The 23,081-nt window shown below is 44.1% G+C and carries 32 protein-coding genes; 17 read left to right on the top strand and 15 right to left on the bottom strand.

The window, feature by feature from the left end; all coding sequences use genetic code 11:
* The first annotated feature begins 183 nt into the window (after window positions 1–183).
* Window positions 184–321, top strand: a complete 138-nt coding sequence (locus F6K64_RS27540; RefSeq protein ID WP_287267023.1) for a hypothetical protein — start codon at window positions 184–186, stop codon at window positions 319–321.
* Between the two features lie 53 nt (window positions 322–374).
* On the opposite strand, the gene F6K64_RS27545 is transcribed toward F6K64_RS27540, so the two are convergent.
* Window positions 375–542 carry a hypothetical protein gene (locus F6K64_RS27545; RefSeq protein ID WP_287267025.1) on the bottom strand — a complete coding sequence of 56 codons (168 nt, stop codon included), beginning with the start codon at window positions 540–542 and terminating at the stop codon, window positions 375–377.
* Between the two features lie 40 nt (window positions 543–582).
* Here F6K64_RS27545 and F6K64_RS27550 point away from each other — a divergent pair, with 40 nt between their 5' ends.
* Window positions 583–1,077, top strand: a complete 495-nt coding sequence (locus F6K64_RS27550) for a response regulator transcription factor (RefSeq protein ID WP_008178168.1) — start codon at window positions 583–585, stop codon at window positions 1,075–1,077.
* Window positions 1,078–1,238: 161 nt separating this feature from the next.
* Here F6K64_RS27550 and F6K64_RS27555 read toward each other — a convergent pair whose 3' ends face one another.
* Window positions 1,239–1,409, bottom strand: a complete 171-nt coding sequence (locus F6K64_RS27555) for a hypothetical protein (protein ID WP_287263494.1) — start codon at window positions 1,407–1,409, stop codon at window positions 1,239–1,241.
* 873 nt (window positions 1,410–2,282) lie between these two features.
* Here F6K64_RS27555 and F6K64_RS27560 point away from each other — a divergent pair.
* Window positions 2,283–2,492 (top strand): type II toxin-antitoxin system HicB family antitoxin, encoded by a 210-nt coding sequence (locus F6K64_RS27560; RefSeq protein ID WP_008178170.1) that lies wholly within the window; start codon window positions 2,283–2,285, stop codon window positions 2,490–2,492.
* A gap of 217 nt (window positions 2,493–2,709) precedes the next feature.
* Window positions 2,710–3,102 carry a XisI protein gene (locus tag F6K64_RS27565; protein WP_008178171.1) on the top strand — a complete coding sequence of 131 codons (393 nt, stop codon included), beginning with the start codon at window positions 2,710–2,712 and terminating at the stop codon, window positions 3,100–3,102.
* A gap of 57 nt (window positions 3,103–3,159) precedes the next feature.
* Here F6K64_RS27565 and F6K64_RS27570 read toward each other — a convergent pair whose 3' ends face one another.
* Entirely contained in the window at window positions 3,160–3,435 is a 276-nt protein-coding gene (locus F6K64_RS27570; RefSeq protein ID WP_008178172.1) for a hypothetical protein, read from the bottom strand.
* Window positions 3,436–3,816: 381 nt separating this feature from the next.
* Here F6K64_RS27570 and F6K64_RS27575 point away from each other — a divergent pair, with 381 nt between their 5' ends.
* Window positions 3,817–4,428: a hypothetical protein gene (locus F6K64_RS27575; RefSeq protein ID WP_287267027.1), complete on the top strand. Its 612-nt coding sequence runs from the start codon at window positions 3,817–3,819 to the stop codon at window positions 4,426–4,428.
* Here F6K64_RS27575 and F6K64_RS27580 read toward each other — a convergent pair.
* Window positions 4,388–4,585 carry a hypothetical protein gene (locus tag F6K64_RS27580; protein ID WP_287267029.1) on the bottom strand — a complete coding sequence of 66 codons (198 nt, stop codon included), beginning with the start codon at window positions 4,583–4,585 and terminating at the stop codon, window positions 4,388–4,390. The genes F6K64_RS27575 and F6K64_RS27580 overlap by 41 nt on opposite strands.
* 448 nt (window positions 4,586–5,033) lie before the next feature.
* Between F6K64_RS27580 and F6K64_RS27585 the strand changes: the two genes are divergently transcribed.
* The 8 genes from F6K64_RS27585 to F6K64_RS27620 all read left to right on the top strand — a co-directional run bounded on the left by F6K64_RS27585 (window position 5,034) and on the right by F6K64_RS27620 (window position 8,129).
* Complete coding sequence (locus F6K64_RS27585) at window positions 5,034–5,390, top strand: type II toxin-antitoxin system RelE/ParE family toxin (protein ID WP_008178175.1); 357 nt, start codon at window positions 5,034–5,036, stop codon at window positions 5,388–5,390.
* On the top strand, window positions 5,383–5,685 hold the full coding sequence (locus F6K64_RS27590; RefSeq protein WP_008178176.1) for a helix-turn-helix domain-containing protein: 303 nt from the start codon (window positions 5,383–5,385) through the stop codon (window positions 5,683–5,685). Before F6K64_RS27585 ends, F6K64_RS27590 begins: the two co-directional genes overlap by 8 nt.
* Before the next feature lie 189 nt (window positions 5,686–5,874).
* The gene (locus tag F6K64_RS27595) at window positions 5,875–6,213 is read left to right on the top strand and encodes a XisI protein (RefSeq protein WP_008178177.1); all 339 of its coding nucleotides are present in this window, start codon (window positions 5,875–5,877) and stop codon (window positions 6,211–6,213) included.
* Between the two features lie 107 nt (window positions 6,214–6,320).
* Window positions 6,321–6,608 carry a type II toxin-antitoxin system Phd/YefM family antitoxin gene (locus F6K64_RS27600; protein ID WP_008178178.1) on the top strand — a complete coding sequence of 96 codons (288 nt, stop codon included), beginning with the start codon at window positions 6,321–6,323 and terminating at the stop codon, window positions 6,606–6,608.
* Window positions 6,592–6,942, top strand: coding sequence for a type II toxin-antitoxin system RelE/ParE family toxin (locus tag F6K64_RS27605; protein ID WP_008178180.1), 351 nt, complete (start codon window positions 6,592–6,594; stop codon window positions 6,940–6,942). The genes F6K64_RS27600 and F6K64_RS27605 overlap by 17 nt, the downstream gene beginning before the upstream one ends.
* Window positions 6,943–7,180: 238 nt before the next feature.
* Complete coding sequence (locus tag F6K64_RS27610; RefSeq protein WP_008178181.1) at window positions 7,181–7,417, top strand: hypothetical protein; 237 nt, start codon at window positions 7,181–7,183, stop codon at window positions 7,415–7,417.
* Window positions 7,407–7,718, top strand: coding sequence for a PIN domain-containing protein (locus F6K64_RS27615; protein WP_008178183.1), 312 nt, complete (start codon window positions 7,407–7,409; stop codon window positions 7,716–7,718). The genes F6K64_RS27610 and F6K64_RS27615 overlap by 11 nt, the downstream gene beginning before the upstream one ends.
* A 129-nt stretch (window positions 7,719–7,847) precedes the next feature.
* Entirely contained in the window at window positions 7,848–8,129 is a 282-nt protein-coding gene (locus tag F6K64_RS27620; RefSeq protein ID WP_131826942.1) for a type II toxin-antitoxin system HicB family antitoxin, read from the top strand.
* 32 nt (window positions 8,130–8,161) lie between these two features.
* Here the strand turns inward: F6K64_RS27620 and F6K64_RS27625 are convergent, their stop codons facing one another.
* Entirely contained in the window at window positions 8,162–8,767 is a 606-nt protein-coding gene (locus F6K64_RS27625) for a Uma2 family endonuclease (protein WP_008178184.1), read from the bottom strand.
* A gap of 401 nt (window positions 8,768–9,168) precedes the next feature.
* On the opposite strand from F6K64_RS27625, the gene F6K64_RS27630 reads away from it, so the two are divergent.
* Entirely contained in the window at window positions 9,169–11,238 is a 2,070-nt protein-coding gene (locus F6K64_RS27630) for a prolyl oligopeptidase family serine peptidase (protein WP_287267031.1), read from the top strand.
* Between the two features lie 205 nt (window positions 11,239–11,443).
* The gene (locus F6K64_RS27635) at window positions 11,444–12,568 is read left to right on the top strand and encodes a hypothetical protein (RefSeq protein WP_287254954.1); all 1,125 of its coding nucleotides are present in this window, start codon (window positions 11,444–11,446) and stop codon (window positions 12,566–12,568) included.
* A gap of 134 nt (window positions 12,569–12,702) precedes the next feature.
* On the opposite strand, the gene F6K64_RS27640 is transcribed toward F6K64_RS27635, so the two are convergent.
* From F6K64_RS27640 to fabG, 6 genes are all read right to left on the bottom strand, one after another.
* Window positions 12,703–12,849 (bottom strand): hypothetical protein, encoded by a 147-nt coding sequence (locus F6K64_RS27640; RefSeq protein WP_287267034.1) that lies wholly within the window; start codon window positions 12,847–12,849, stop codon window positions 12,703–12,705.
* 22 nt (window positions 12,850–12,871) lie between these two features.
* The gene (locus F6K64_RS27645) at window positions 12,872–13,486 is read right to left on the bottom strand and encodes a hypothetical protein (RefSeq protein WP_008178215.1); all 615 of its coding nucleotides are present in this window, start codon (window positions 13,484–13,486) and stop codon (window positions 12,872–12,874) included.
* Between the two features lie 90 nt (window positions 13,487–13,576).
* Window positions 13,577–13,747 (bottom strand): hypothetical protein, encoded by a 171-nt coding sequence (locus tag F6K64_RS27650; RefSeq protein WP_287267036.1) that lies wholly within the window; start codon window positions 13,745–13,747, stop codon window positions 13,577–13,579.
* A 65-nt stretch (window positions 13,748–13,812) separates the two neighbouring features.
* A complete protein-coding gene (locus tag F6K64_RS27655; protein WP_287267037.1) occupies window positions 13,813–15,360 on the bottom strand; it encodes an alkaline phosphatase D family protein in 1,548 nt (515 codons plus the stop codon).
* Between the two features lie 543 nt (window positions 15,361–15,903).
* Window positions 15,904–17,574 (bottom strand): chaperonin GroEL, encoded by a 1,671-nt coding sequence (gene groL / locus F6K64_RS27660; protein ID WP_008178217.1) that lies wholly within the window; start codon window positions 17,572–17,574, stop codon window positions 15,904–15,906.
* Between the two features lie 120 nt (window positions 17,575–17,694).
* Window positions 17,695–18,471, bottom strand: a complete 777-nt coding sequence (gene fabG, locus F6K64_RS27665) for a 3-oxoacyl-[acyl-carrier-protein] reductase (protein ID WP_008178219.1) — start codon at window positions 18,469–18,471, stop codon at window positions 17,695–17,697.
* A 152-nt stretch (window positions 18,472–18,623) separates the two neighbouring features.
* On the opposite strand from fabG, the gene trxA reads away from it, so the two are divergent.
* Window positions 18,624–18,941 carry a thioredoxin gene (trxA, locus tag F6K64_RS27670; RefSeq protein WP_008178221.1) on the top strand — a complete coding sequence of 106 codons (318 nt, stop codon included), beginning with the start codon at window positions 18,624–18,626 and terminating at the stop codon, window positions 18,939–18,941.
* Between the two features lie 186 nt (window positions 18,942–19,127).
* On the opposite strand, the gene psb29 is transcribed toward trxA, so the two are convergent.
* Window positions 19,128–19,901, bottom strand: a complete 774-nt coding sequence (gene psb29, locus F6K64_RS27675; RefSeq protein WP_287267039.1) for a photosystem II biogenesis protein Psp29 — start codon at window positions 19,899–19,901, stop codon at window positions 19,128–19,130.
* A gap of 441 nt (window positions 19,902–20,342) precedes the next feature.
* Window positions 20,343–20,711, bottom strand: a complete 369-nt coding sequence (locus F6K64_RS27680) for an STAS domain-containing protein (protein WP_008178225.1) — start codon at window positions 20,709–20,711, stop codon at window positions 20,343–20,345.
* Between the two features lie 506 nt (window positions 20,712–21,217).
* Here F6K64_RS27680 and F6K64_RS27685 point away from each other — a divergent pair.
* A complete protein-coding gene (locus F6K64_RS27685; protein ID WP_287253377.1) occupies window positions 21,218–21,376 on the top strand; it encodes a hypothetical protein in 159 nt (52 codons plus the stop codon).
* Window positions 21,377–21,534: 158 nt separating this feature from the next.
* On the opposite strand, the gene F6K64_RS27690 is transcribed toward F6K64_RS27685, so the two are convergent.
* Both F6K64_RS27690 and hemF read right to left on the bottom strand, forming a co-directional pair.
* The gene (locus tag F6K64_RS27690; RefSeq protein WP_287267040.1) at window positions 21,535–21,774 is read right to left on the bottom strand and encodes a hypothetical protein; all 240 of its coding nucleotides are present in this window, start codon (window positions 21,772–21,774) and stop codon (window positions 21,535–21,537) included.
* Window positions 21,775–21,814: 40 nt separating this feature from the next.
* A complete protein-coding gene (hemF, locus tag F6K64_RS27695) occupies window positions 21,815–22,849 on the bottom strand; it encodes an oxygen-dependent coproporphyrinogen oxidase (protein WP_287267041.1) in 1,035 nt (344 codons plus the stop codon).
* Window positions 22,850–23,081: the final 232 nt, after the last annotated feature.

Raw genomic sequence — 23,081 nt, forward strand, 5'->3', positions numbered from 1 at the left:
AACAGGAGTAAGGAATACAGCGTTTTTTTGATAATCAAAAATTACAATCTAGTTTTACAACTCATTTGTAAAGCCTAGAGAAACTATAAGTTTTTTAACAATTTAATTCCTTTTTGATTGATATTTAACAGAATAGAAGGGGGGGGGAAGACCATCCATGGATCTGATCTTCCTAAATCATTTGTGAATACTTATAGCAATCGGTGTAATGGTGTTGACAAATTCAAGCAACGAAGCTATGCAGCGAAGTCTTGGGGAGCTAAATCATTCCCTGGTCCGATGTTACCTATTCCCTACGCACAGCGCTATAGTTTTGCGTAAGCATTCAGCAGTCAGCAGTCAGCAGTCAGCCGTCAGCCATCAGCCGTCAGCCATCAGCCGTCAGCCGTCAGCCGTAGCCCATAAGCTGTTCGCGTAGCGTGGGCGTAGCCCATAAACTGATAGCTAATAGCTGATAGCACCTCAAGTAGCGTGGGCGTAGCCCATAAACTGATAGCTGATAGCTGAATGCTTACTTTTATCCTTCCCCAGGTTCCGCTCATCAATCAAACAGGATGTCTATAGGTACTTGACATTTTTCTTATGAAAGAGAAACTTAATTTTCCTCTTTATCGTCAAGATATAGCTACTAAAGATATACAATCAGAGTTAGGAAATCAAGTGATTGGTAAGCTGTTTATCAATAATTCTTGTTTTTTAGTTTGTGAAACAAACCACGAATTTAAACCTAGTTTAGGGTCTAGCTCTAATTCACCCCCTCAAAGCAGTTGTCCTTTGAATGCAGTTGGTTATATGGAGGTAAATGGTAAATGTTATGCAATTACAGAATTCCAAGACAATACTACTTCCGTTACATCTCATCTTGCTAGTCTCTTAACAGAACGAGAGTTACAAATTGTTACTCTTGTTGCTTCAGGTCAGTCTAATAAGCTAATTGCTAAACAGCTTGAAATTAGTGAATGGACAGTTTCCGCTCATCTACGTCGGATCTTCCTGAAGCTGGATGTAGATAGTCGAGCCGCTATGGTTTATCAATGTGCTCCTTTGATTCAGCAATTACAAATGAAGTCGCTATAGGCTGAGTAACTGGTATCAGCGGTCAGCCGTCAGCTATCAGCTGTCAGCGGTCAGCTATCAGCGGTTAGCCGTCAGCTATTAGCTGATAGCTGAATGCTTATCCATTATTAGCCGTCAGCCGTCAGCCGTCAGCCGTCAGCTATTAGCTGATAGCTGAATGCTTATCCATAATCTTGTATGGCACTGGATGCGATCGCATTATCTTGTCGGGCACTGGATGCGATCGCATTATCTTGTCGGGCACTGGATGCGATCGCATTATCTTGTCGGGCACTGGATGCGATCGCATTATCTTGTCGGGCACTGGATGCGATCGCGTAATAGTCCAGCACTGGATGCGATGCTCTGAGCCGCTACGCGAACGCATAATCTTGTATGGCATGGGATGCGATGCTCTGAGCCGCTACGCGATCGCATTATCTTGTCGGGCACTGGATGCGATGCTCTGAGCCGCTACGCGAACGCATTTTATTCTAATGATGTAGACAGGCTTTTTAGTATTTTAACTCTGACCTACTCTAGGCTCCCTAATTTTAGCTAATCAGCTCCCTTTTTATATCAGTAAATTAAAAAATAATGTCAAAGTAAATTAAACATAAATGAGTCTATAAATGGCTATTTAGGCTATTTGTAAATAAATGTAAATATTTTTTATTACCCCTTGCATTTTTTCGAGGATTTATCTATACTATAGAAGGTACACACTGAAACTAATAACCGCGCTGGTGAAGGTTAACGGCTATTACCAGCGCGGCTTTTCTCCCAACCAAGTAGGAGTTACTTCCATAATGGCAGAAAAATCACGATCATTAATCCCGACGTTTCAGCAACCTACCGGAGCTAATGATGCTGGTTTGGTTAAGAGTTGGAACTTTTTGCTTTTTTGCGCTTGCTGCGTTACCCTTTCGAGGGCGCACCCTACAAGATCGTGGGATTAGCCCAAAGGGCTAGGGCTTGGGGCGTTGCTTAATAATGGCATGATTTTAAGAGTAGGTGCGCGCCTCCTAGGGCTAGTAAATCGCCCTTGGGTCGTATGTAGCATGGGCATCTTGCCCGTTACAATATATTTTCGGGCGGGCAGGATGCCCACTCTACTCCTATTCAAAGGAAGACTGACGCAACGCCGGTAAATCAAGTCTTGAGGTTCCAATTGGGACTCTTAAAAATATATGGCGACAAGCTCAAATAGATGAGGATAAAATCTAATGCGCTATGCAGTTGTTATTGAAAAAGGAAAAAATAGCTACGGTGCTTATGTTCGAGATCTTCCTGGGTGTGTTGCGGTGGCAGAAACATTAGAAGACGTTAAACAATTAATTACTGAGGCAGTGATGTTTCATTTGGAAGGATTGAAAGAAGATGGATTAAGTGCTCCTGAATCAGTGTCATTCTGTGAGTATATTGAGGTGGCTTAGGGCACACCCATCACACTCAACCAGAAACAATCCCTTGCCGTAAGTACCTGGACAAAAATAAACTTCACTATATTAACTTATGTAAAGTTGCCACAAGTCCCTCTGCTCCCTGCTCCCTGCTCCCTGTTCCCTATTTCAACAGTTAATTTTGCTTTTGTCCGACTACTTATCAGATTAGATTAGTAATTTATGATGTGAAACAGGAGGTAATTGTTCAATGGCTGTAGAGCAATATCGCCAGTATATTCGACATCTTCTTTCCGAACGTGCTCAACGGGCTTCACGGCAAACAATTGCGCCAGAATACGTAGGTGCGCGCCTCCTAGGGCGAGTAAATCGCCCTTGGGTCGCACCTGAGGTTCAGACCGTCTTTGATACAGAGCAGGATCACTACCAACTGCTGTATGTTGGTTGGCGTGGGAATAAACGTGATTTTGGCTGTGTTTTGCATCTTGATATCAAAGGTGGAAAAATTTGGATTCAGCATGATGGCACGGAAGAGGGACTTGCCAACCGATTAGTGGAAATGGGAGTGCCAAAAGAAGATATTGTTTTAGCTTTTCATGAACCTGAAGTACGCCAGTTTACGGGTTTTGGTACAGGTGAATAGATTGTCAATTAATCTATCGGTATCATTATCAGTAGTGGTTTTGTTAGGTTTTATTTTTTAAGCCAATTTTCCGAATGTAGTAAGTAATTTCTTGGAATTGCTATTTAGTAGTAACCCTTCTCTGTCTTCGACATCTGAAAGGTCTTCCACCATTTCTACTAAATAACCGTTTGGTTCTGCTACACACCAACAATAGGGATTAATTTTGTCCGGATGTCCTTCTGGTAAATCTGTTGCCACCATAGTTTGATAATGCCTAGCAATAAGTTTCGCTAACCACAAATAGTCTTTCCCTAGTGAAACTCCCTTTCTATAGGAAATAGTGATATCCATAGGAAAACCTATGTCATAGTCGTTTATCATTACAAAGGCTTCAGCTTGACTATCAGGATAGTTTAAGGTTTCACATCTTAGAGGATATCTGAAAAGTTTTTTGATACTGAATTTTGCCCCCCTGACCCCCCAACTTTGGGGGAAGAGTCAATTTGCTTCTAAAAGTCCCCCAGAATTGGGGGATTTAGGGGGCTTGGATGTAGCAAATGAGACTTCTCAGACAACCTCTTAAATCGAGGCTTTTAGACAAAAATTGAATCAACTCATATTCATCTACTACTTTATTTAGGTAAAATTGTATTTCTGTAGACAACATCACTTACGGAGGTTTGCATAACTATCAGGTACACAGAACGGGCTAAGATAGGATTACATTATCTTATGAAGCTTTTTGATATGACAAGTTTATTACAGTATGTCACGAATGAGCAGGGGGAAAGAGTTGGGGTTTTATTGGACTGGAACACCTATTCTCGACTCGCTAATCCATTAGGGTTGGATGAGGAGTGTTTGCTTGGTTTGAGTGTAGATGAGTTAGAAGCACTGGCAAGTTGTAAATTGGCTGTGGCAGATCAAACTCGTTTGGATGATTTAGTGGCGAGAAATGTAGAATCATTGCTCTGCACTGATGAGGTGGCTGAGTTAGAGGACTTGTTGGGAAAGGCGGATCAATTGACAATTCTCAAAACTCGCGCCAGATATAAACTCTCTGTGCTTAGAAAATGTTTCAACGGCAGGGTGAGCAGTTGTAGGGTGGGCAAAGACCGTTTAGTTTTTTTTGATAATTCTAGATACTATAACTTTGCCCAACCTACTTTTTGTTATTTTCAGTTTACATTCGGATTGAGTTACAGCGACAAATTCGTAATCGCTTTAGTTATTCTATTTATCGGCAATTTTAATTATTATTTTTCAGACGTTGAGCGAGTAGACAATCCTCAAAGCTCAATGCTTATTCGTCTAGGAAGTTGGAAATTGCCATTTCAATGGTAGCTTCGAGGGAACATTCCAATTCACTAGACTTTTCATTGAGTGCAACTTTGATGTAGTCAGGCAAATACTTGACAAGCTGAGCGATCGCTTCTGGGGAAAGGTGTTGGGTAGTGAAGGTTTGATTCATAAGACTAGGGTTGGTTAAACCAGTTGTCATTTTTATATTTATCTTTATCCTAGTCTTTCTTAGTATACTATTCCTTGGTTCAGTAACGCCCATTTACGGCATTGCTTAATAATGGAATGATTTGAAGAGTTTTTAGGTGCGCTTGACCCATTAAGAATTTAATTCGCGTGATTGTCGCAGCTGTGGAATGGGCATCAGGCGTGGAATGGGCATCTTGCCCGTTTCATTAAGGGCTAGGGCTTTGCGATCGCACTAAGATAATCAATACTCGATTTGATCGATTGACCAGCATTTTAAAGGACTCTTACCGATCAGCATAAATCTGTAATTGGGATAGAAATCATACCAATTCGCGATCGCTAATTCCCCTCCATTCCGAAAAAGCGATGCTCCAAAAGAGCCGCTAAAAGCGAACGCACTTTCTTCTGGTGTTATCTTTTTATGCCAAATAAGGTATACTGTTTGGTGAGGTAAGGTAATGACAGATAAAGTAATTTACTGGGTTGGCTCTTCTAGAGAAGAATTATCGGATCTTCCCTTGGAAGCACGGCGGAAGGCTGGTTTTCAATTGAGAGCTATCCAAAGGGGTCAAAAACCTACAGATTATAAGCCGATGCCCACAATTGGCAAGGGAGTTGAAGAGATTCGCATTTGGACCGGAGAAGCCTATCGGATTTTATATGTCGCTAGATTTGAAGAGGCAATTTATGTGCTTCATGTTTTCCATAAAAAAACACAGAAGACCTCCAAAGGAGATATTCAACTAGGACAGAAGCGTTATCAGGAGATGGTTCAGTTTAGAAAGGAACAAAAGGATAAACATAAAAATGACTGATGAAAAAACCGTCAATGTCGTGTTAGGGGACGACAATGTATTTAAAGATTTGGGATTTGAGGCAGAAGAAGCAATGAATCTCAAGGTAAGAGCGGATCTGATCTTAGATTTGCGTTCCTATATTCAGGAGCGGGGATGGACTCAAAATGAAGCAGCAGAGTTTTTGGGAGAAACCCAACCGAGGATTAGTAATTTAATGAATGGTGAAATTAGTCGATTCAGTGTGGATAAGTTGATTAATTTGCTAGGAAAAATAGGGATGGAAGTGAAGGTAGAAGTCTTCCCGAAAGTTTGATAGTTGTAAGCTATCAGCTATCAGCTATCAGCTTTCAGCTTTCAGCTTTCAGCTTTCAGCTTTCAGCTTTCAGCTTTCAGACATCAGCTTAAGCGCTACGCGCACGCTTCGCGAACAGCTATCAGACATCAGCTTTCAGCTAAAGGCTGACGGCTGACGGCTTAATGCTTACAGTAAGGTAATTGAGCAATGGATAGATTAAAGCATTATCGGGAAATTGTCCAGGAAGTTTTAAGAGACTATCATCATATCAATCAAAAATCTGGTTCTACCACTGAAAGTGCTTTAGGGTTTGATGAGGTACAGGATCAGTATCTTTTGCTGCTGATGGGTTGGTGGAAAGATGAACGGATTAAGAGTGTTATGATTCATATCCGTTTGAAGGATGACAAGATTTGGATTGAGGAAGATTGGACTGAGGATGGGGTGGCGACAGATTTGTTACAGAAAGGGATACCACGAGAGGAGATTGTTTTAGGATTTCATCCACCCCATCTGAGACAATATACTGAATTTGCAATCGCATAGGTCACGGGGGGCGCGATTGACCGTAGGTCACGCGGGGCGCGTTCGCATTAGACAAAACAGTTTCAAGCTATTAACATTAAATTATCAAATAATTTATTAAAACTATCATGTTTAGTCTGAGTGACATCCATCCACTCTCAGAATTCCAACGGGGCGCTAAAGCCTTTATCGCAAGGCTCAAAGAAACTAAAGCACCAATGGTTCTGACTGTTAATGGCAAAGCTGCTGCAGTTGTTCAAGATGCTGAAAGCTATCAGCAACTTCTCGATCGGATGGAATTGCTTGAGTCTATTGCAGGCATCAGAAAGAGTATTGAGGAGTTTGAGCAAGGACAAGGTATTCCGTTAAAGGAAGCATTTCAGCAGCTCCAGGAAAAATATGGCCTACCAGATTGAAATCTCTCCTACTGCAGTGGCAGATATTGAAAGTATTTTTATTTGGATAAAGGAGGATTCAGCAGAACGAGCTTATCGCTGGGTAAGAGGATGTTATGAAGTGATGTTGACCCTGGAAAACTTTCCGAGGCGTTGCTCACTAGCCCTCGAAAGTAAGTATATGGGTATTGAGGTGCGCCAACTTCTCTATAAAAAGCAATTCTATATTTTATTCACGGTGAGTGAAGCAGTCGAAGAACAGGAAGGAATTGTCCGCATTCATCGTGTTCGCCGTGGTTCTCAACAAAGGATCGAAAGTATAGATCAACTTTTAGGTGATGATCCAGAAATCTAAAGCACTTTTATTAAGCTATTGAATAGAGTGAGTGCTGGGTTCGAGATCCGAGCAACTACCAAGGTCGAAATTTCTGAAGTAACGCACTATAAAAGATCGGCGATTAGCGGAAAGGGCGAGGGATTTGCGATGCTCCAAAAGAGCTGCTAAAAGCGATTGACCTACGGTCACGCTACGCGAACGCACTATGCTAATAGACCAGCAATCGCGCTAAGATAAGCTAAGGTAAGGTCCACTAATGCTACTGCCAATGGAAGTTCTAAAACTGACCACTAAGACTGATGAATCGGGTTGTTTGAATCTTAATATTCCAACCCAGTTAAGGGCAGTTGAGGTTAACGTTGTCCTTGTTTTAGATCCAGTTTCATCAGTTGATAAGCAGGAATTAAACTATGATTTTTCAGATTTGGTGGGGCGATTAACCTTTGGGGGAGATGCGGTAGCAATGCAAAGGAATCTAAGGGATGAGTGGTAATCGCTATTTCCTAGATACAAATGCAATTGTGGCTCTACTGCAAGGAAATGCTAAAGTAATTCAATTATTACAAAATGCTGACTGGATCTGGATTTCAGTCATTAGCCAAATTGAGTTTCTGGCTTTTTCTGGGCTAGCCGAAAGCGACCGCCAACTTTTTAAACAGTTTCTTCAGCGAGTAGAGGTGATCGGTTTAGTGTCGATTGACACTGGGTTGATTGAGAAAATTATCGAAATTCGCCAGCAATATAGGTTGAAATTGCCCGATGCTATAATTGCAGCGATGGCTATACAAAATTAGGCCAGTTTGGTGACAGCTGATCAAGAATTTGCCAAGGTAACGGTTTTAAGAGTAATTAATTGGTAGCGATCGCCCTATAGTCATGATTAGCATGGGTTAAGCGCTTGTTTGCTCAAGATTTAGACTATAATGAGTCGAGAATTTAATGTAATTATCGAGCGCGATGCTGATGGCTACTTTGTAGCTTCTGTTCCCAGTCTTAAAGGGTGTCATACCCAAGCAAAATCTTTAGATGAATTGATGGAGCGTATTCGAGAAGCAATAGGCCGTAGGCCACGCTACGCGAACACCCTTTGTTTTAAATTTGAAGAAAATGTAGAAGATTCCCTTCACTTCGTTATATCGTTATCCTCTTGCCTCTTGCCTTTTTCGTCAATAAGTGTGTTTAGAACCCAGATACAAAAGCGCTGATAGCTGATAGCTGATAGCTGAAGGCTTACTCCTCAATCCCAGATCTGATCCATCTGGAGCACAAACCCAGGTAAAACTGGCTCACCACTCACCGTCGCTGGATTATCCAGCTGTTCAACTTCCGCCCCAAGACGATATACATAAACTTGGCGCTGATCTGGGTCAATCAGCCAACCGAGCAAAGTCCCATTTGACCTATACTCTGCCATTTTGTCTTGCAAGTTTTGCAGGCGATCACTCCCAGAACGTAGCTCAATCACAAAATCAGGGCATAGGGGTACAAACTTCTTTCGTTGTTCTTTAGTTAGGGATTCCCACCTCTCAAGCTTGACCCAAGCAACATCAGGAGAACGATTTGCTCCATTGGGAAGTATAAAGCCAGTAGAAGAATCAAAACCTTTCCCTGTACCATCTTGGCATACCCAAATGCCAAACTGAACAATCAAATCAAAATTGCGACTGCCAGTTTCCCCTCCTGTAGGAGTCATAATAATCAGCCTTCCATCTTGCTCCCGTTCGATTCGTAACTCCCGATTGAGCTGACAAAAAGCAAAGAATTCCTCATCACTCATATCAAAAGCCGGACGAGTCTTGAGCTCTAAGGGCGTTGCTAGTTGTGGTGTGATCGATCCAGTCATAATTATCAGGCGCGATTTGCCTTCCGCAACCCTACCGCAAGCACACAGTGATTCTATTTTAGAGCTTATTGCTTTACCTCGGCATTAGCCCATTGTCGATGCCAATAATTGATTGTAAGTATTAACCTATCAGCGTGTTGCGTATCAGCTAATGCGCTACGCGCACGCTACGCGAAAAGCTTTTGAATAGAACAGGTAAGCATTGGAATAATGCTGAGTTACGTCAGCACCTCAAGTAGTGTGAGCTAAAAGCTGAAGGCTGAAGGCTGACGGCTGACGGCTGAATGCTTACCAAGAGTTTAGATCAATTCGCGATCAGCTCCATAGCTGCCCATGTCATCCAACCTCGACCCAAAGAATAGAAACGTTAAACTAGAAACGCTGCTTTCCCATCTGCCACTATGCCATCTACCAGTCAACCCCTGAACTATCCCAAAAGCCGCAAAGCCGACCAAGTCGATGATTACCACGGTACTCTAGTTGCTGACCCTTACCGCTGGCTAGAAGACCCAGATTCAGAGGAAACAAAGGCTTGGGTAGAAGCACAGAATCAAGTCACCTTTGGTTATCTCAGCGAAATACCAACACGGGAAACACTTAAGCAGCGCATCACCAAGCTATGGAATTACGAGAAATATAGCACTCCCTTTAAAAAAGGCGATCGCTACTTTTATTTCAAAAACGATGGTCTCCAGAACCAAAGTGTTCTCTACACCTTGACCTCCCTCGATGCTGAACCAACCCTATTACTTGACCCCAACACCCTTTCAGAAGATGGTACCGTTGCCCTATCAGGTTTAGCCTTTAGTAAAGATGGCAAGCTGCTGGCCTATGGTCTGTCTAGGTCTGGTTCTGACTGGCAAGAGTGGCAAGTGCGGGAGGTGGAAACCGGTCTTGACCTCTCGGATCAGATTAAGTGGGTGAAGTTTTCTGGGGCATCTTGGACTGACGACAATCAAGGTTTCTTCTATAGCCGCTTCGATGAACCCAATGAAGCCACTAAGTTAGAAGACCTCAATTATTATCAAAAGCTCTATTACCATAAGCTGGGAACACCCCAGTCAGAGGATAGTCTGATTTATGAGCGCCCTGACCAGAAAGAATGGGGTTTCAGTGGTCAAGTCACTGAAGATGGTAATTATCTGATCATTACAGTCTTCCTCGGTACTGACCCAAAGAATCTGGTGTTTTATAAAAATTTGCAAGACCCAGATTCCCCGGTTGTGGAACTCATTAACGAATTTGATGCCAGCTATAGCTTCATCGGCAATGATCAATCAGTATTTTGGTTCCGCACAGACTTAGATGCCCCTCGCAGTCGAGTCATTGCCATAGATACTAATCATCCTGATCAGGCACAGTGGCAAGAAGTAATTCCCCAAGCCGATGAAACCCTAGAAGGTGTAAGCTTACTCAACAACCAATTTGTGGCGGATTACCTCAAAGATGCTCACTCCTCCATCAAAATTTTTGACCTAGATGGTTCCTTTGTGCGGGAAGTGGAATTACCTGGTATTGGTTCGGTTGGTGGTTTCAATGGGTTACGTTATGATACTGAAACCTTCTACAGCTATACCAGCTTCACCACCCCTGCAACCATCTATCGCTACGACATGGTAAGTGGGGAAAGTACCATTTTCCGGCAGCCCCAGGTAGACTTTAATCCCGATGACTACGAGACCAAACAAGTTTTCTACCCTAGCAAAGATGGCACCCAAGTGCCTATGTTTATCACCCACAAGAAGGGATTGCAGTTAGATAGCAACAACCCCACTTACCTCTATGGCTACGGCGGCTTTAATATCTCCATAACCCCCAATTTCTCCATTAGCAATCTGGTATGGATGGAAATGGGAGGTGTTTATGCTGTTGCCAATCTCCGTGGTGGCGGTGAGTATGGGGAAGATTGGCACCAATCTGGGACAAAACTCAACAAGCAAAATGTATTTGATGATTTCATAGCAGCGGCGGAGTGGCTAATTGGTGCTCAGTACACCTCACCACAAAAACTTGCGATCGCAGGCGGTAGCAATGGGGGATTATTGGTCGGTGCTTGCATGACTCAGCGTCCAGACTTATTCGGTGCAGCCCTACCAGCAGTGGGAGTACTGGATATGTTGCGCTTCCATAAGTTTACTATTGGTTGGGCCTGGTGTTCCGACTACGGTTCCCCAGATAACCCAGAAGAATTTAAAGCCCTTTACGCCTATTCCCCATTACACAATCTCAAACCAGGAACCGCTTATCCCCCTACCCTGATTACCACCGCTGACCATGATGACCGGGTTGTCCCTGCCCATAGTTTCAAATTTGCCGCAGCCTTGCAGGAGGCCCATGAAGGGGAACAACCAGTGTTAATTCGGATTGAGACCAAAGCAGGGCATGGTGCAGGCAAGCCCACCAGTAAGATAATTGAGGAGATTGCTGATAAGTGGGCGTTCTTAGTCAGAAGGCTAGAGGTAGAGGTTTAAAGAGTAAACAGACCATAACTTGCCTAGGATTTTCAGGCTAGGATTTAGGACACAGTTCACGATAAGATATAGCGATCAGTGTAGGAATTGTGATAATTTTTTTCCCCTGTTCCCTACTCCCTACTCCCTGTTCCCCTCCTGGGAGGGGTTAGGGGTGGGTTCCTGTTCCCTTTGCTGCTCTTTTTGACAAGACTGCTGGTTACTCATGGACTTATCTGCTATTTTAAACGTTGCCCTTGGCTTATTTTTTGTCTACCTGATCACCAGTCTGTTAGCCTCTGAAATCCAAGAATATCTCGCTAGCGTTTTACAATGGCGAGCTAAACACTTACAGAGGGCTATCGAAAATTTAATTAATGGTGGGATTCAGTTACGAAATATAACCCTGAAAGATGTGGTCGATGAGTCAGATGGAGAATCAGTTAACGTAACCGTTGATCAGATTAACAATTTAAAAAAGACCAAACGGCTTTTAAAGAAACTCTATCAAAATCCGTTGCTTAAATCAGTTAATCACGAAGCCAAAGACCTAGATAACAAAAATGAATTAAAGTCAAACTCTAACTCAACGGTTAGTGGACCTTCCTATATTCCATCAGATACCTTTGCCACCGCTTTAATCATGATCATTGTTCAGCAGGCATCAACCTTCAAAAATAATGCCGAGATTACTCTGGACAATTTTAAAACAGCCCTTGAAGAAGATAAGATCAAAAATTTACTTCCTGAAGACTTAAAGATAACTCTTTTAACCCTGATTGATAAAGCGAAATTTGAATACTCTGACCGGAACAAAGACCTAAAAAAACTCCAGGAAGAACTGGCGACATGGTTTGACGAATCCATGGCACGAGCTGCCGGGGTATACAAGCGTCAGTCTAAAGCCATATCTTTTTTAATTGGATTAGTGATTTCCCTAGCCTTGAATATCGATACCATCAATATCAGCAATCAATTCTATAAAAACCACAGTGTAAGAGCTGCTGCCAATCAAGTCACTAATAGGATTGTTAATGAAACTAGTGCCTGTTTACAGCAAGAATCAAACAATAATGACTGTTATGATAGTATAACCTCAGCTGTAGATGACCTAGCCTTCCTTCCCATTGGCTGGGGAGAAACTAATCTTGTAGAGCAGTTTGAAGAACCCAATCACCTTCCCAGAGAGCTGGGTTTGACTTGGGTTTACTTCAAATTTGTTTTAGGGATTATTTTGAGTGCGATCGCAATCTGTATGGGAGCCCCCTTTTGGTTTGAAGTACTAAATAAGTTAGTCAACGTTCGTAATACTGGAGACAAACCAAAATCTTCGCGCATAGACTCCCAGTAAGCATTCAGCCGTCAGCCATCAGCCGTCAGTGGTCAGCCGTCAGCCGTCAGCCGTCAGCCCTTGGCTTTTGGCCACGCTACTGTTCGCGTAGCCTGCCCGTAGCGCATTAGCTGATACGCGACACGCGCTATAGCTTACGACTGCCCACTGCTATTCCTGATTATGATAGCAATTTCCATCCTAATGAGGAACACAGGATTTTTTCCCTGTTCCCTGTTCCCTGTTCCCTGTTCCCTGTTCCCTGTTCCCTGTTCCCTAAAACCAGGTACTCTGTACCTCACCAAATTGAAAAACGCTATACTCCTATTGAGGTTGCAAGGCAAGAACTATAGCCTGAGTCCAGTGTAACTTGATCGGTGTAAACCTACAGGGTAAGTAGAACGAACGGCTATTTCCAGTATTTGGTTCAAAGAAATTAAATAATAATTGGAGATTAAATTTGCCACCATTTTTAATCGCATTCTTCAAGTCTTTTACTGGAAACAACGCATTTTTAATATTTTCATCACTAAGCTTAAATTCGCAATTTTGACCAGGACGAATTTTCCCAACGTCTTGGCTTTTGGGAGCCTCTTCCATATCATCAGAATTTACCCAAATCATGGGTCGGGAATTATTTTCCAAGTCAGTTATCAGACTCTTGTCCCAGTCTATTTCAATATAAACAGGATTCTCGTTGGATTTATTTTTAACACTCAGTTTAAGATCCTTTAAGTCATCCAATTTATAGCTAGGATCGAAGCCAAAGTTGACTTCCATGAAATCCTTAAGATTGTTCTTTTCCAGTTCCTGATTGATAGCATCAGAGTCTACCTTAACCGTTATGAGTTGGTCTATTTCCTGGAAAGCTTTGTACAAAACGTAAGTAACGCCGATTATATAAATCGTCAGGATTAGCAAGTTTTGGTCGTTATCCATTTATTGTAAACCTCTTAAAAATACTAGTTTAAGGTTTTATTCGTTAATGGGAATAAGTAGAGCCTGCATAAGGATTGGTAAAGTATAGCACTACGCATTCAGAGGTGCGCTTTCCAATAGCCGGGGAACCCGGCCTTGGGTCGCACCTCGATGTTTGACATTACTAAACTCCGAAACTGAGTCATAGCTTACTTCTGACTTCTGACTTCTGACTTCTGACTTGCGCGTAGCGCTATATACCCCATAAATGAGTTTACTCAATATTGATTCACAGGGCTTCAGGGGGGAATCCCGAAGCCCTGTCACTTTAGGCAATAAGTTACTAACTAAGCTGGAATGAGTTTTGGCTTACCTGACTCAACCATCCAGGTTGACATCAGTTCTTCAGTGTTGCTAGGACGCAATAATGTATCAACAGCCCACCATTGAGCGGTAACTTGTGCAGGAGTTACATCAATAACCAGATAACCATGACTGTCAAAATCACACCAGTGAATGTGGGGAAAAGCCTTCATCACCTCTTGCTCAATGGGAATAGACTGTGTGCGTCGTTCCCAACCCATTTTGTCGTCAAGGTTCTGTGACGTCAAGCTACCCGTCACAAACTCCACAGCGATTGGTTCTTCTTGTGGATCGAAAGCATCTCGCTTTAACTCAATCGCTAGTCCAATGTGGACATCACCACTGAGTACAACAACATTTTTGATCTCATTGTCTCGCCAGTGGGACAGAAGTAAATCCCGCTCAACAGGATAGCCATCCCATTGATCGTAATCTGGCCGGATACCGTCAACATCGATCAGCTTTAGCTTTAGGAGTGCTTGCTTAATTGATGGAGGGAAATCTTTACTCCATGTTGTCGCCATCACTGATGGGTTTGCCAATAACTTCCATTGTGCCTTCGATGTATCAAACTGTTCCAGCAACCAAGTACGTTGTTCAGCACCCAGAGCAGATCGTTCTGGGTCAAACATTGCTGGGGGCGGTACAGGCTCATCACGAAGAGTACGAGTGTCAATCAACATTAAATCGGCTAACCCACCCAGTGACACTTTCCGAAAAACTCTTTGTACGTTGGCGGGATCAGGCTTGCGTGCTGGTAACCATTCCCAGCGTACTTGGAACGCAACAGCGCGACGTTTAGCCCAATCGCCATCGCGTTCTGGGTTGTGTTCGCTAGCGCCATCGCGCCATGCACCATCAGCAAATTCGTGATCGTCGAGGGTAGCAATTATTGGTAGTGAGGCACGCAGACGTTGCAGGTCAGGATCTCGGTGATACTGATCGTAGCGTTGGCGGTAATCTTCCAGTGTCTTGCACTCGTGAGCCGGTTCAAACGGACGACCAATATCTGCACCGGGTGTTTGGCTGGCTGGCGGCTTGTTTGAGGCTTCGTAGATGTAATCACCCAGATGCAGTAAAAAATCAAGGTCATCCCGTGCTGCAATGCGACTATAGGCGTTGAAGAAGCCAGCATTGAATTTCGCACAGGACACCTGAGCAAAGCGCAGATGTTCAACACCATTTGTTGGTAAAGTCTTGGTTCTGCCAACGGGTGATATCTGACCTAGTGCTTCAAACTGGTAAAAGTATCGAGTTGCAGGTTCTAAACCAGTCACATCAACATTAACTGTGTAGTCTGCATTGGCTTCAGCTAAGGCTGTCCCAGAAGCAATAATTTTGCTGAAGTCAGAATCGCTAGCTACTTTCCAGTTAACTTCCACAGGTTCGGATGTGGGTGTAGTGACTCGCGTCCAAATCACAACCTGATCTTCAAGTGGATCTCCGCTTGCTACACCATGCACAAACGGGTTATCTATTCTTTCCATATTGATATTGATCATAGCAATATGCAGATCAGTATAAAATAACATGAGATATTCCAGAAGGGAGTGAAAGTTTTTCTGCTGTCCCTAACATGCTCCCAACTGTTATTTTTATATAGGGAGTAGATAGAATAGAGGCATCCTGGACTATCTGTTACGACCAAGAGATTCACAGCATCGTTCAACTCCAAGGGGACTCCCGTTATAGTCGTGTTAAGCAGCGTCTGGCACTGCCAGTAAGACTTAGCGGGAGGGGAATTGGAGACTGGATATTTTGCGTTTATTGATAATTTTTATTAGTATAAAGACATATTAATGCACTTAAAAGTGCCGGTTTGCGCGCAAGGTGAAAAGCCTCTGCTAGGAGCATAGACCAAAATACAAGTAAGCTCAATGATTTGACTCAGAGTGTAGAGGCTATTTGGCTTAGCCAGTAAGGATTAATCTTCTTAGGAATCTATCGCTATAATCCCGTGATTTAGCGACGACAGTAGTCAATACTAATGACCAATCAAAAAGCAGCCTGTCCTCAGGGACAAGCTGCTTCAAGGCTTTATGCTAGCAAAGCAATGATGGCACTAGATCATGACACTACATCATGCCCATGCCGCCCATGCCGCCCATGCCACCCATGCCGCCCATGCCGCCCATGCCGCCCATGTCGGGAGCAGGAGCAGCAGATTTAGGTTCAGGTTTCTCTACCACCAGGGCTTCTGTGGTCAAGACCATACCAGCGATAGACGCAGCATTCTGTAGGGATGAGCGTACTACCTTAGCAGGGTCAATAATACCTGCAACAATCAAGTCTTCAATTGTGTCAGTAGCAGCATTATAGCCAACGTTACCAGTACTCTCCCGTACTTTCTCTACAATGACGGAACCTTCAACACCAGCATTATCCGCCATCTGAGCCAGGGGAGCTTCTAATGACTTGGCTACAATCCTTCCACCAACTTTCTCTTCTTCCTCTAGGTCGTTTGTCAGTGCAGGAATTTTTTCTATTAAGCGAATCAAGGTTGTACCACCACCAGGAACAATCCCTTCATCTACCGCAGCTTTAGTAGCGTTGAGGGCATCTTCAATCCGCAGCTTGCGGTCTTTGAGTTCTGTTTCAGTAGCCGCACCAACCTTAATGACTGCTACACCACCGGCCAGTTTAGCAATCCGTTCTTGCAGTTTCTCCTTATCGTATTCAGAGTCAGTTTCTGCTAGCTGGCGGCGGATTTGCTCAACTCGCTTTTCTACATCTGCCTTAGTTTGACCACCAGCTACTATGGTAGTAGTGTCTTTGTCAATGCTAACTTTGGTAGCATTTCCCAGCATATCTAGGGAGACAGTATCCAGGCTCAAACCAACGTCTTCGGATATTACCTGACCACCGGTCAAAACTGCAATATCCTGTAACATTTGCTTGCGGCGATCGCCAAATCCCGGTGCCTTGACCGCAGCGGCATTCAACACACCCCTGGCCTTATTCACCACCAGAGTTGCCAAGGCTTCTCCATCTAGATCTTCGGAAATAATCAGCAAGGGTTTGCTGTCACGAGCCACTTTTTCCAGAATCGGTACCAAATCCTGGATAACACTAATCTTTTTATCGGTAATCAGGATGTAGGGGTTTTCAAATTCCACTGTCATCCGTTCGTTATCGGTCACGAAGTAAGGGGAAATATAACCGCGATCGATCTGCATCCCTTCCACTACCTCTAATTCGGTGGAGAGGGATTTGGATTCTTCAACGGTGATCACACCATCTTTGGTGACCTTTTCCATGGCTTGGGCAATCATGTCACCCACTTCTTGATCGTTACCAGCGGAGACTGTAGCAACTTGAGCGATCCCAGTTCCCTGAACCGGCTGTGCCATGGCCTCAATCTCTTTGACCAGCTCGGCAACAGTTTTCTCGATTCCTCGGCGCACAGCTACAGGATTTGCCCCAGCTGCCACATTCTTAAGACCTTCCCGAATCATGGCCTGAGCCAGAATGGTAGCTGTGGTAGTGCCATCCCCAGCAACGTCTTTAGTCTTGGATGCGACTTCTTGAATCAGTCTAGCGCCAGTATTTTCTAATGGGTCTTCCAGTTCAATATCTTTGGCAACGGTAATACCATCATTGACAATCTGGGGTGCCCCATACTGTTTTTCCAGAAGCACATTACGACCTTTTGGACCAAGGGTAATACGTACAGCATCAGCTAAGGCATTGACCCCCCGCTCCAATGAGCGTCTGGATTCTTCGTCAAACGAAACGATTTTTGCCATTGGTTATTTGAACTTGCTTTGTGTCTCCATTAGCAAATTTAGCACTCTTACACGAAGAGTGCTAATTCGTCTGACAATTTTCAACTTTCCGGAAGTTGAAACACAGACCTGCCGGGGGGTTCAAGCCATAACCATACCACCATCGACATTAAACACTTGTCCAGTGATATAGGCAGCAGCTAGATCAGCTGCCAAAAACCTCACCATCCCAGCTACTTCTTCTGGCTTACCGTAACGACCTAGAGGGATCTGCTCAATAATGGCTTCTGACTTAAGGTCACTGGTCATATCAGTGTCAATAAAACCGGGAGCTACGGCATTGACTGTAATGCCACGACTAGCAAACTCTTTGGCAACGGTTTTGGTCAAGGCAATCACACCAGCCTTGGCAGCACTGTAATTGGCTTGACCAGAGTTTCCCATCTGTCCTGACACTGAAGCAATATTGATAATCCGACCAGACTTTTGCTTTAGCATCAGTTTGCTCACTGCTTTGATACATAAAAATACTCCAGTCAGGTTCAGATCAATTACTGCCTGCCAATCTGAGGGTTTCATGCGCAATAACAAGTTGTCGCGGGTAATCCCAGCATTATTCACTAGCACGTCTATACGACCAAACTTTTCGAGAGTCCCTTTAACTAGGGCATCGACTTGTTCAGCTTGAGACACATCAGCCTGAAGTGCTAAGGCTTCACCCCCAGCATCAATGATAGCCCCTACGACCTGATCAGCTGCATTACTGGAACTGGCGTAGTTGACTACAACCTTTGCCCCTGACCCAGCTAAGGCCAGGGCCACAGCTCGACCAATTCCTCGCGAGGCACCGGTCACGATGGCAATGCGATCGCTTAATTGTTGCGAAGATGGTTGCCCAGATGTCTGTAATGTTTCCATAAACCTTGAATTGTTTTCTATCCTGCCTGATCTTGTGCTGTGGGCAGGACAGGTTTCCTCCAAAGTTAACTTTACCGGAATCTTTAGCTTAGTCCAGCTCCAATCATTTTGGACTAGAATCGAGCAGAAGGACTAGGAAAGGTTTCTTGCTCATGGCCGTTAAAAAGCAGTTCAAAACGTTCCAAGAATTATTATCTGGCTCAGATGTGCCGGTGTTGGTAGATTTCTATGCCACTTGGTGTGGGCCATGTCAGATGATGGCTCCTATCCTAGAACAGGTCAATGCTGAGCTGAAAGATCGTTTGAAAGTTGTAAAAATTGATACAGAAAAATACCCCCAGCTAGCTTCCCAGTATCAGATTGAGGCGTTACCAACCTTGGTACTGTTTAAAAACGGTCAGCCTCAACAACGGATAGAGGGGCTCAGACCAGCGGAAGACCTGATTCAACAATTACAAGCTTTGATTTAAGATCATTTGGGGTGAAATTGTCCTTGATACCCAGACTGAGATGATCAGCTGATCGCTGATCGCTGATCGCTGATCGCTTACCGACCTTGCCCTTTGACCTTTTTTACCAGGGTTATGGAATTAGCCCCCGTGATTTATCTGGGATTTATCCGGGGGATATCAGTCTGTTAGATCAAAAAAACCTAGCTAGGAAGATGGGGCTTCATCCTCAGAAGAATCCGAAGAGGAATCTGATTCTTCTGGGGCAGATGGGGTGGAATCGCTGCTAGGTGTCGCTGATTTTTCTTCTTTCTCTTTAGCACGCTCCTCCCGCTTTTTGCGATCAGCTTGAATGGCATCTTCTATCACTACCCGAGCCTGTGCCATTTTTTCCAGGTTGCTGCGGTACAACTCCAAGTCTTTTTGTAGCTTTTCCGAAGGAAGGTTTAATCCACTGCTAATGTTGTTAATTACTTCTTCGAGCTGCTTTTGGTCTTGAGCTAACTCCGAGTCCGTCTGCTCTAGTAGTGAAAATAAACCAATGGCAAACAATCTGCTGTACTTAAACTGAGAATTTTGTGCGATCGCAGCTATAGTGGTTGCCAAATCCCCACTCCCATTTTCAGAGGTTGGGGAACTTAACCAGGAGATCAAATCTTGCCCAGACATAGAATCTACGCTGGTTTTGAGCCGTTGGGCATCTTCCTGGTACTGCTGAGCTTCACCTCCGACTGCTTGACACAGAGCATTAAAAATTGATTCTTTATCATGTTCCGGTTGATAGCTCTGCATAAACCGGTCAAAGCATGTCACCACACCTAAGCCATAGATGGGGTCGTAGTTAAAATCCACATTAACCGACAGCAAATGCATCTCTACCATCAACTCTTCTACTACACGTCGGTAAATAGAGTTAATGGGACGAGTGTGATAGGTGTAGAAATCCCGTTTAGTATCCGAGACTGTGCGAACAGTATTCACAAGGCAGATCAGAATTGAAGCTTTATATTATTTTTATTATCTCCCATGAAGCACCTACCACCAAATCCAAGATGATGGTGGGGGTTTCCAGTTTCATCCGCTGATGCCAGATTGGTCTTAATCAACGTCCGGAGGTTTTGCTCTGTCGCACTTACTCCCGCAGTAGGATTTCAATGCTTTGTTCCCCTACTACCCTGGCCGCAACCCGCCTCCCGCAGGTCCTTTGATTTATTGGACTTCAACTTGCTGTGGACTTATTTTTACAAAGCTCAGCCAAGTTATTTTCCCGAGCTGCCGCTAGTAGCATTCAAGCCCTTTTCGTCGGTCGGGTCAATCAGCACCTTTGCTATTTTAACACGCTCTGATCACACATCTGTGCTAAAAGATTGACCGAAGCCAAACCAAGCTTAATCTCAAACCTAATGGGTCGCAGATGTCTATTCAGGTGACGATACTACTGGATAAACCATCTAAGGCTTCTTCCTCCGTTTCAAAAATTTCAAACACCGTGTCCATCATAGTGACTTCAAACACCAGCTTGGCGTCTGGATGAACAGAACAAATGCGAAAGCTGCCCTTAATTTTGTCAGCATCTCGCATGCCAGCCACTAAGGATGTCAAACCCGAACTATCAATAAAGTCAACCTGACTCAGATTAACCACTACATGCCTGCGCAGTTGGGAAATACACTCTTGCAATTTCAGACGAAAAGGCCAAGCTGTAGTGATGTCCAAGCGTCCAATCGGTTTCAAAACAATCACATTTGTACCATCTTCAGTAGTATGAGTTTTCTGATCGATATGAACCATCAGCACCTCCTACAAAAAAGCTCATCAAAGTTACTTATCATTCAGCAAAACTATAATAATAACCATCCTGGCCATGGACACATTGAATGTAGTGATGTAATTACACATGGTTTTGTGTTTACTCCCGTTGAGGCTAAAGTGTGCCTCCCTCGGCTATCAAGGCTTGTGCATGCTCCTTGTCGCAGCTACCGCTGATTGAAACCTTCCCAAATCTACTTATAAAGATTTGAGAGTGCGTCCCAAACGATTAGGACTATTGCCACCTGTAGTCCCTGACTGCTTCCCACCCGACTGGAAAAGCTCTGAAATTATTGTTAATTCATAGACCCTGACTAACAAATTAAGCGGGGAAGACTTTTCTTAAAGCAAGCCCTCTGTGATTGGGATCATGGAGGTTCTCACTGCAAGCTAGTTTAGCTTACAGTGATTGGTGAAATGTCAGGGAGCGTATCCAAATTTTTGCACAAATCTGGTCATAAGACCTGAAGATTAAGGGAATAATGGGGATGAATCCTGGATTTCTATTCTATGTTCCCCCAGCTATCAGCTATCAGCTATCAGCTATCAGCTATCAGCTATCAGCTATCAGCTATCAGCTTATGTGCTACGCACACGCGATCGCGTTCAGCTATCAGCTATCAGTCATTGGCCGTAGGCCACGCTAATTGAGGTGCTATCACCTTTTGAATCAAACCGGTAAGCATTGGTTTAATCTCTATTACGTCAGCTGAATGCTGATATCTGACTGCTGATAGCTGATAGCTGATAGTAAAACGACCAGGGAATTTCAACCAGCCCTACCAGCACCCCCGATGCTTATTTACTACCTACCGTTGATTAGCTGACTGCTGATACCTGACTGCTGATACCTGACTGCTGATACCTGACTGCTGATACCTGACTGCTGTTCGCGTTCGCGGAGCGTGGCCAAAGGCCAAGCGTGCCCGTAGCGCATAAGCTGACGGCTGATACCTGACTGCTGATACCTGACTGCTGATACCTGACTGCTGATACCTGACTGCTGATACCTGACTGCTGATAACTTACGACTGATAGCTGACATCGAACCATCCTAGTATTGCCATAAGTGATATGACAACAGTTTAAGCTGTCCAGTTCGCCCAGTCTTGAGGCTTGAGAAATGTCTCATAGAGTTCAGATTCTGGTGTATTCGGTTCAGGTTGGTAACCGTATTCCCAACGCACTAAGGGGGGTAAGGACATCAGGATGGATTCAGTACGCCCGTTAGTTTGCAGACCAAAAATTGTGCCTCGGTCATACACCAGGTTAAATTCTACATATCGACCCCGACGATAGAGTTGGAAGTTACGTTCTCTGTCTCCATAGTCCATATCGCGACGGCGCTCTACAATGGGTAGATAAGCTGGTAAAAATGCCTCAGAGCAGGTTGTGACAAATGCAAATAAATCTTCCCAACTGCGAGGCTCTAAATCCCCAAGCTTTTCACTGTAAGCTGCTGCGGGACCATCTGGATGGGGACCACGATAGAGTTTACCTGTGCCATCTTGATAGTCAAAAAATAAGCCTCCAACACCCCGCATTTCTTGACGGTGTTTCAGATAAAAATACTCATCGCACCAAGACTTGAACACTGGGTAATACTCAGGGTGATGAGCATCACAGGCTTCTTTCAATTGGCGGTGCAAATGGGCAGCATCTTCAGCAAAGGGATAGTAAGGGGTCAAATCGATTCCCCCACCAAACCACCAGACTGGTCCTGCCTCAAAGTAGCGATAATTCAGGTGAACCGTGGGGACATAGGGATTACGAGGATGCAATACTAGGGAGGTACCAGTAGCGAAAAAACCATGTCCAGCTGCCTCGGGGCGCTGTTTCAAAATTGAAGGTGGCAGCTGTTTGCCCCAAACTTCCGAAAAGTTAACCCCACCCTGTTCCAATACTGAACCATCGCGTATCACACGGGAACGACCACCACCCCCTTCGTCTCTGTCCCATTTATCTTCTCTGAAGGTGCCAATTCCGTCTACTTTTACTAGAGCATCACAAATCGTATCTTGCAGCTGTTGCATCAACTGCTTGACTCTCTCCCTAGAGTCGGCAGGAGGTAAAGAAGTGGTATTAGTGGTAGTTGTTGTGTCCGTCTGAAAAGCTGTCATAAACAATCCTAGTGAGTTTGGAAACCTTAGGTGCGCTTGACCCATTAAGAATTAAATTCGCCACGGGTCGCACCTCTGGTTCTTTAGGCTGGGGAGGAAAAACGAGCCGGGGTCTTTACTCCCCGTCCCCCGAATGGGGGTGGGAAGATGTGCAGTTCCTACCCATTCCTGGTTGAGCGCCTAGAAGCGCCTATGCAAACAAAACCTTAAGTTTGCCTTGCCAATGTTATTG

It is taken from the genome of Moorena sp. SIO3A2 (assembly GCF_010672265.1).
Taxonomy (GTDB): domain Bacteria; phylum Cyanobacteriota; class Cyanobacteriia; order Cyanobacteriales; family Coleofasciculaceae; genus Moorena; species Moorena producens.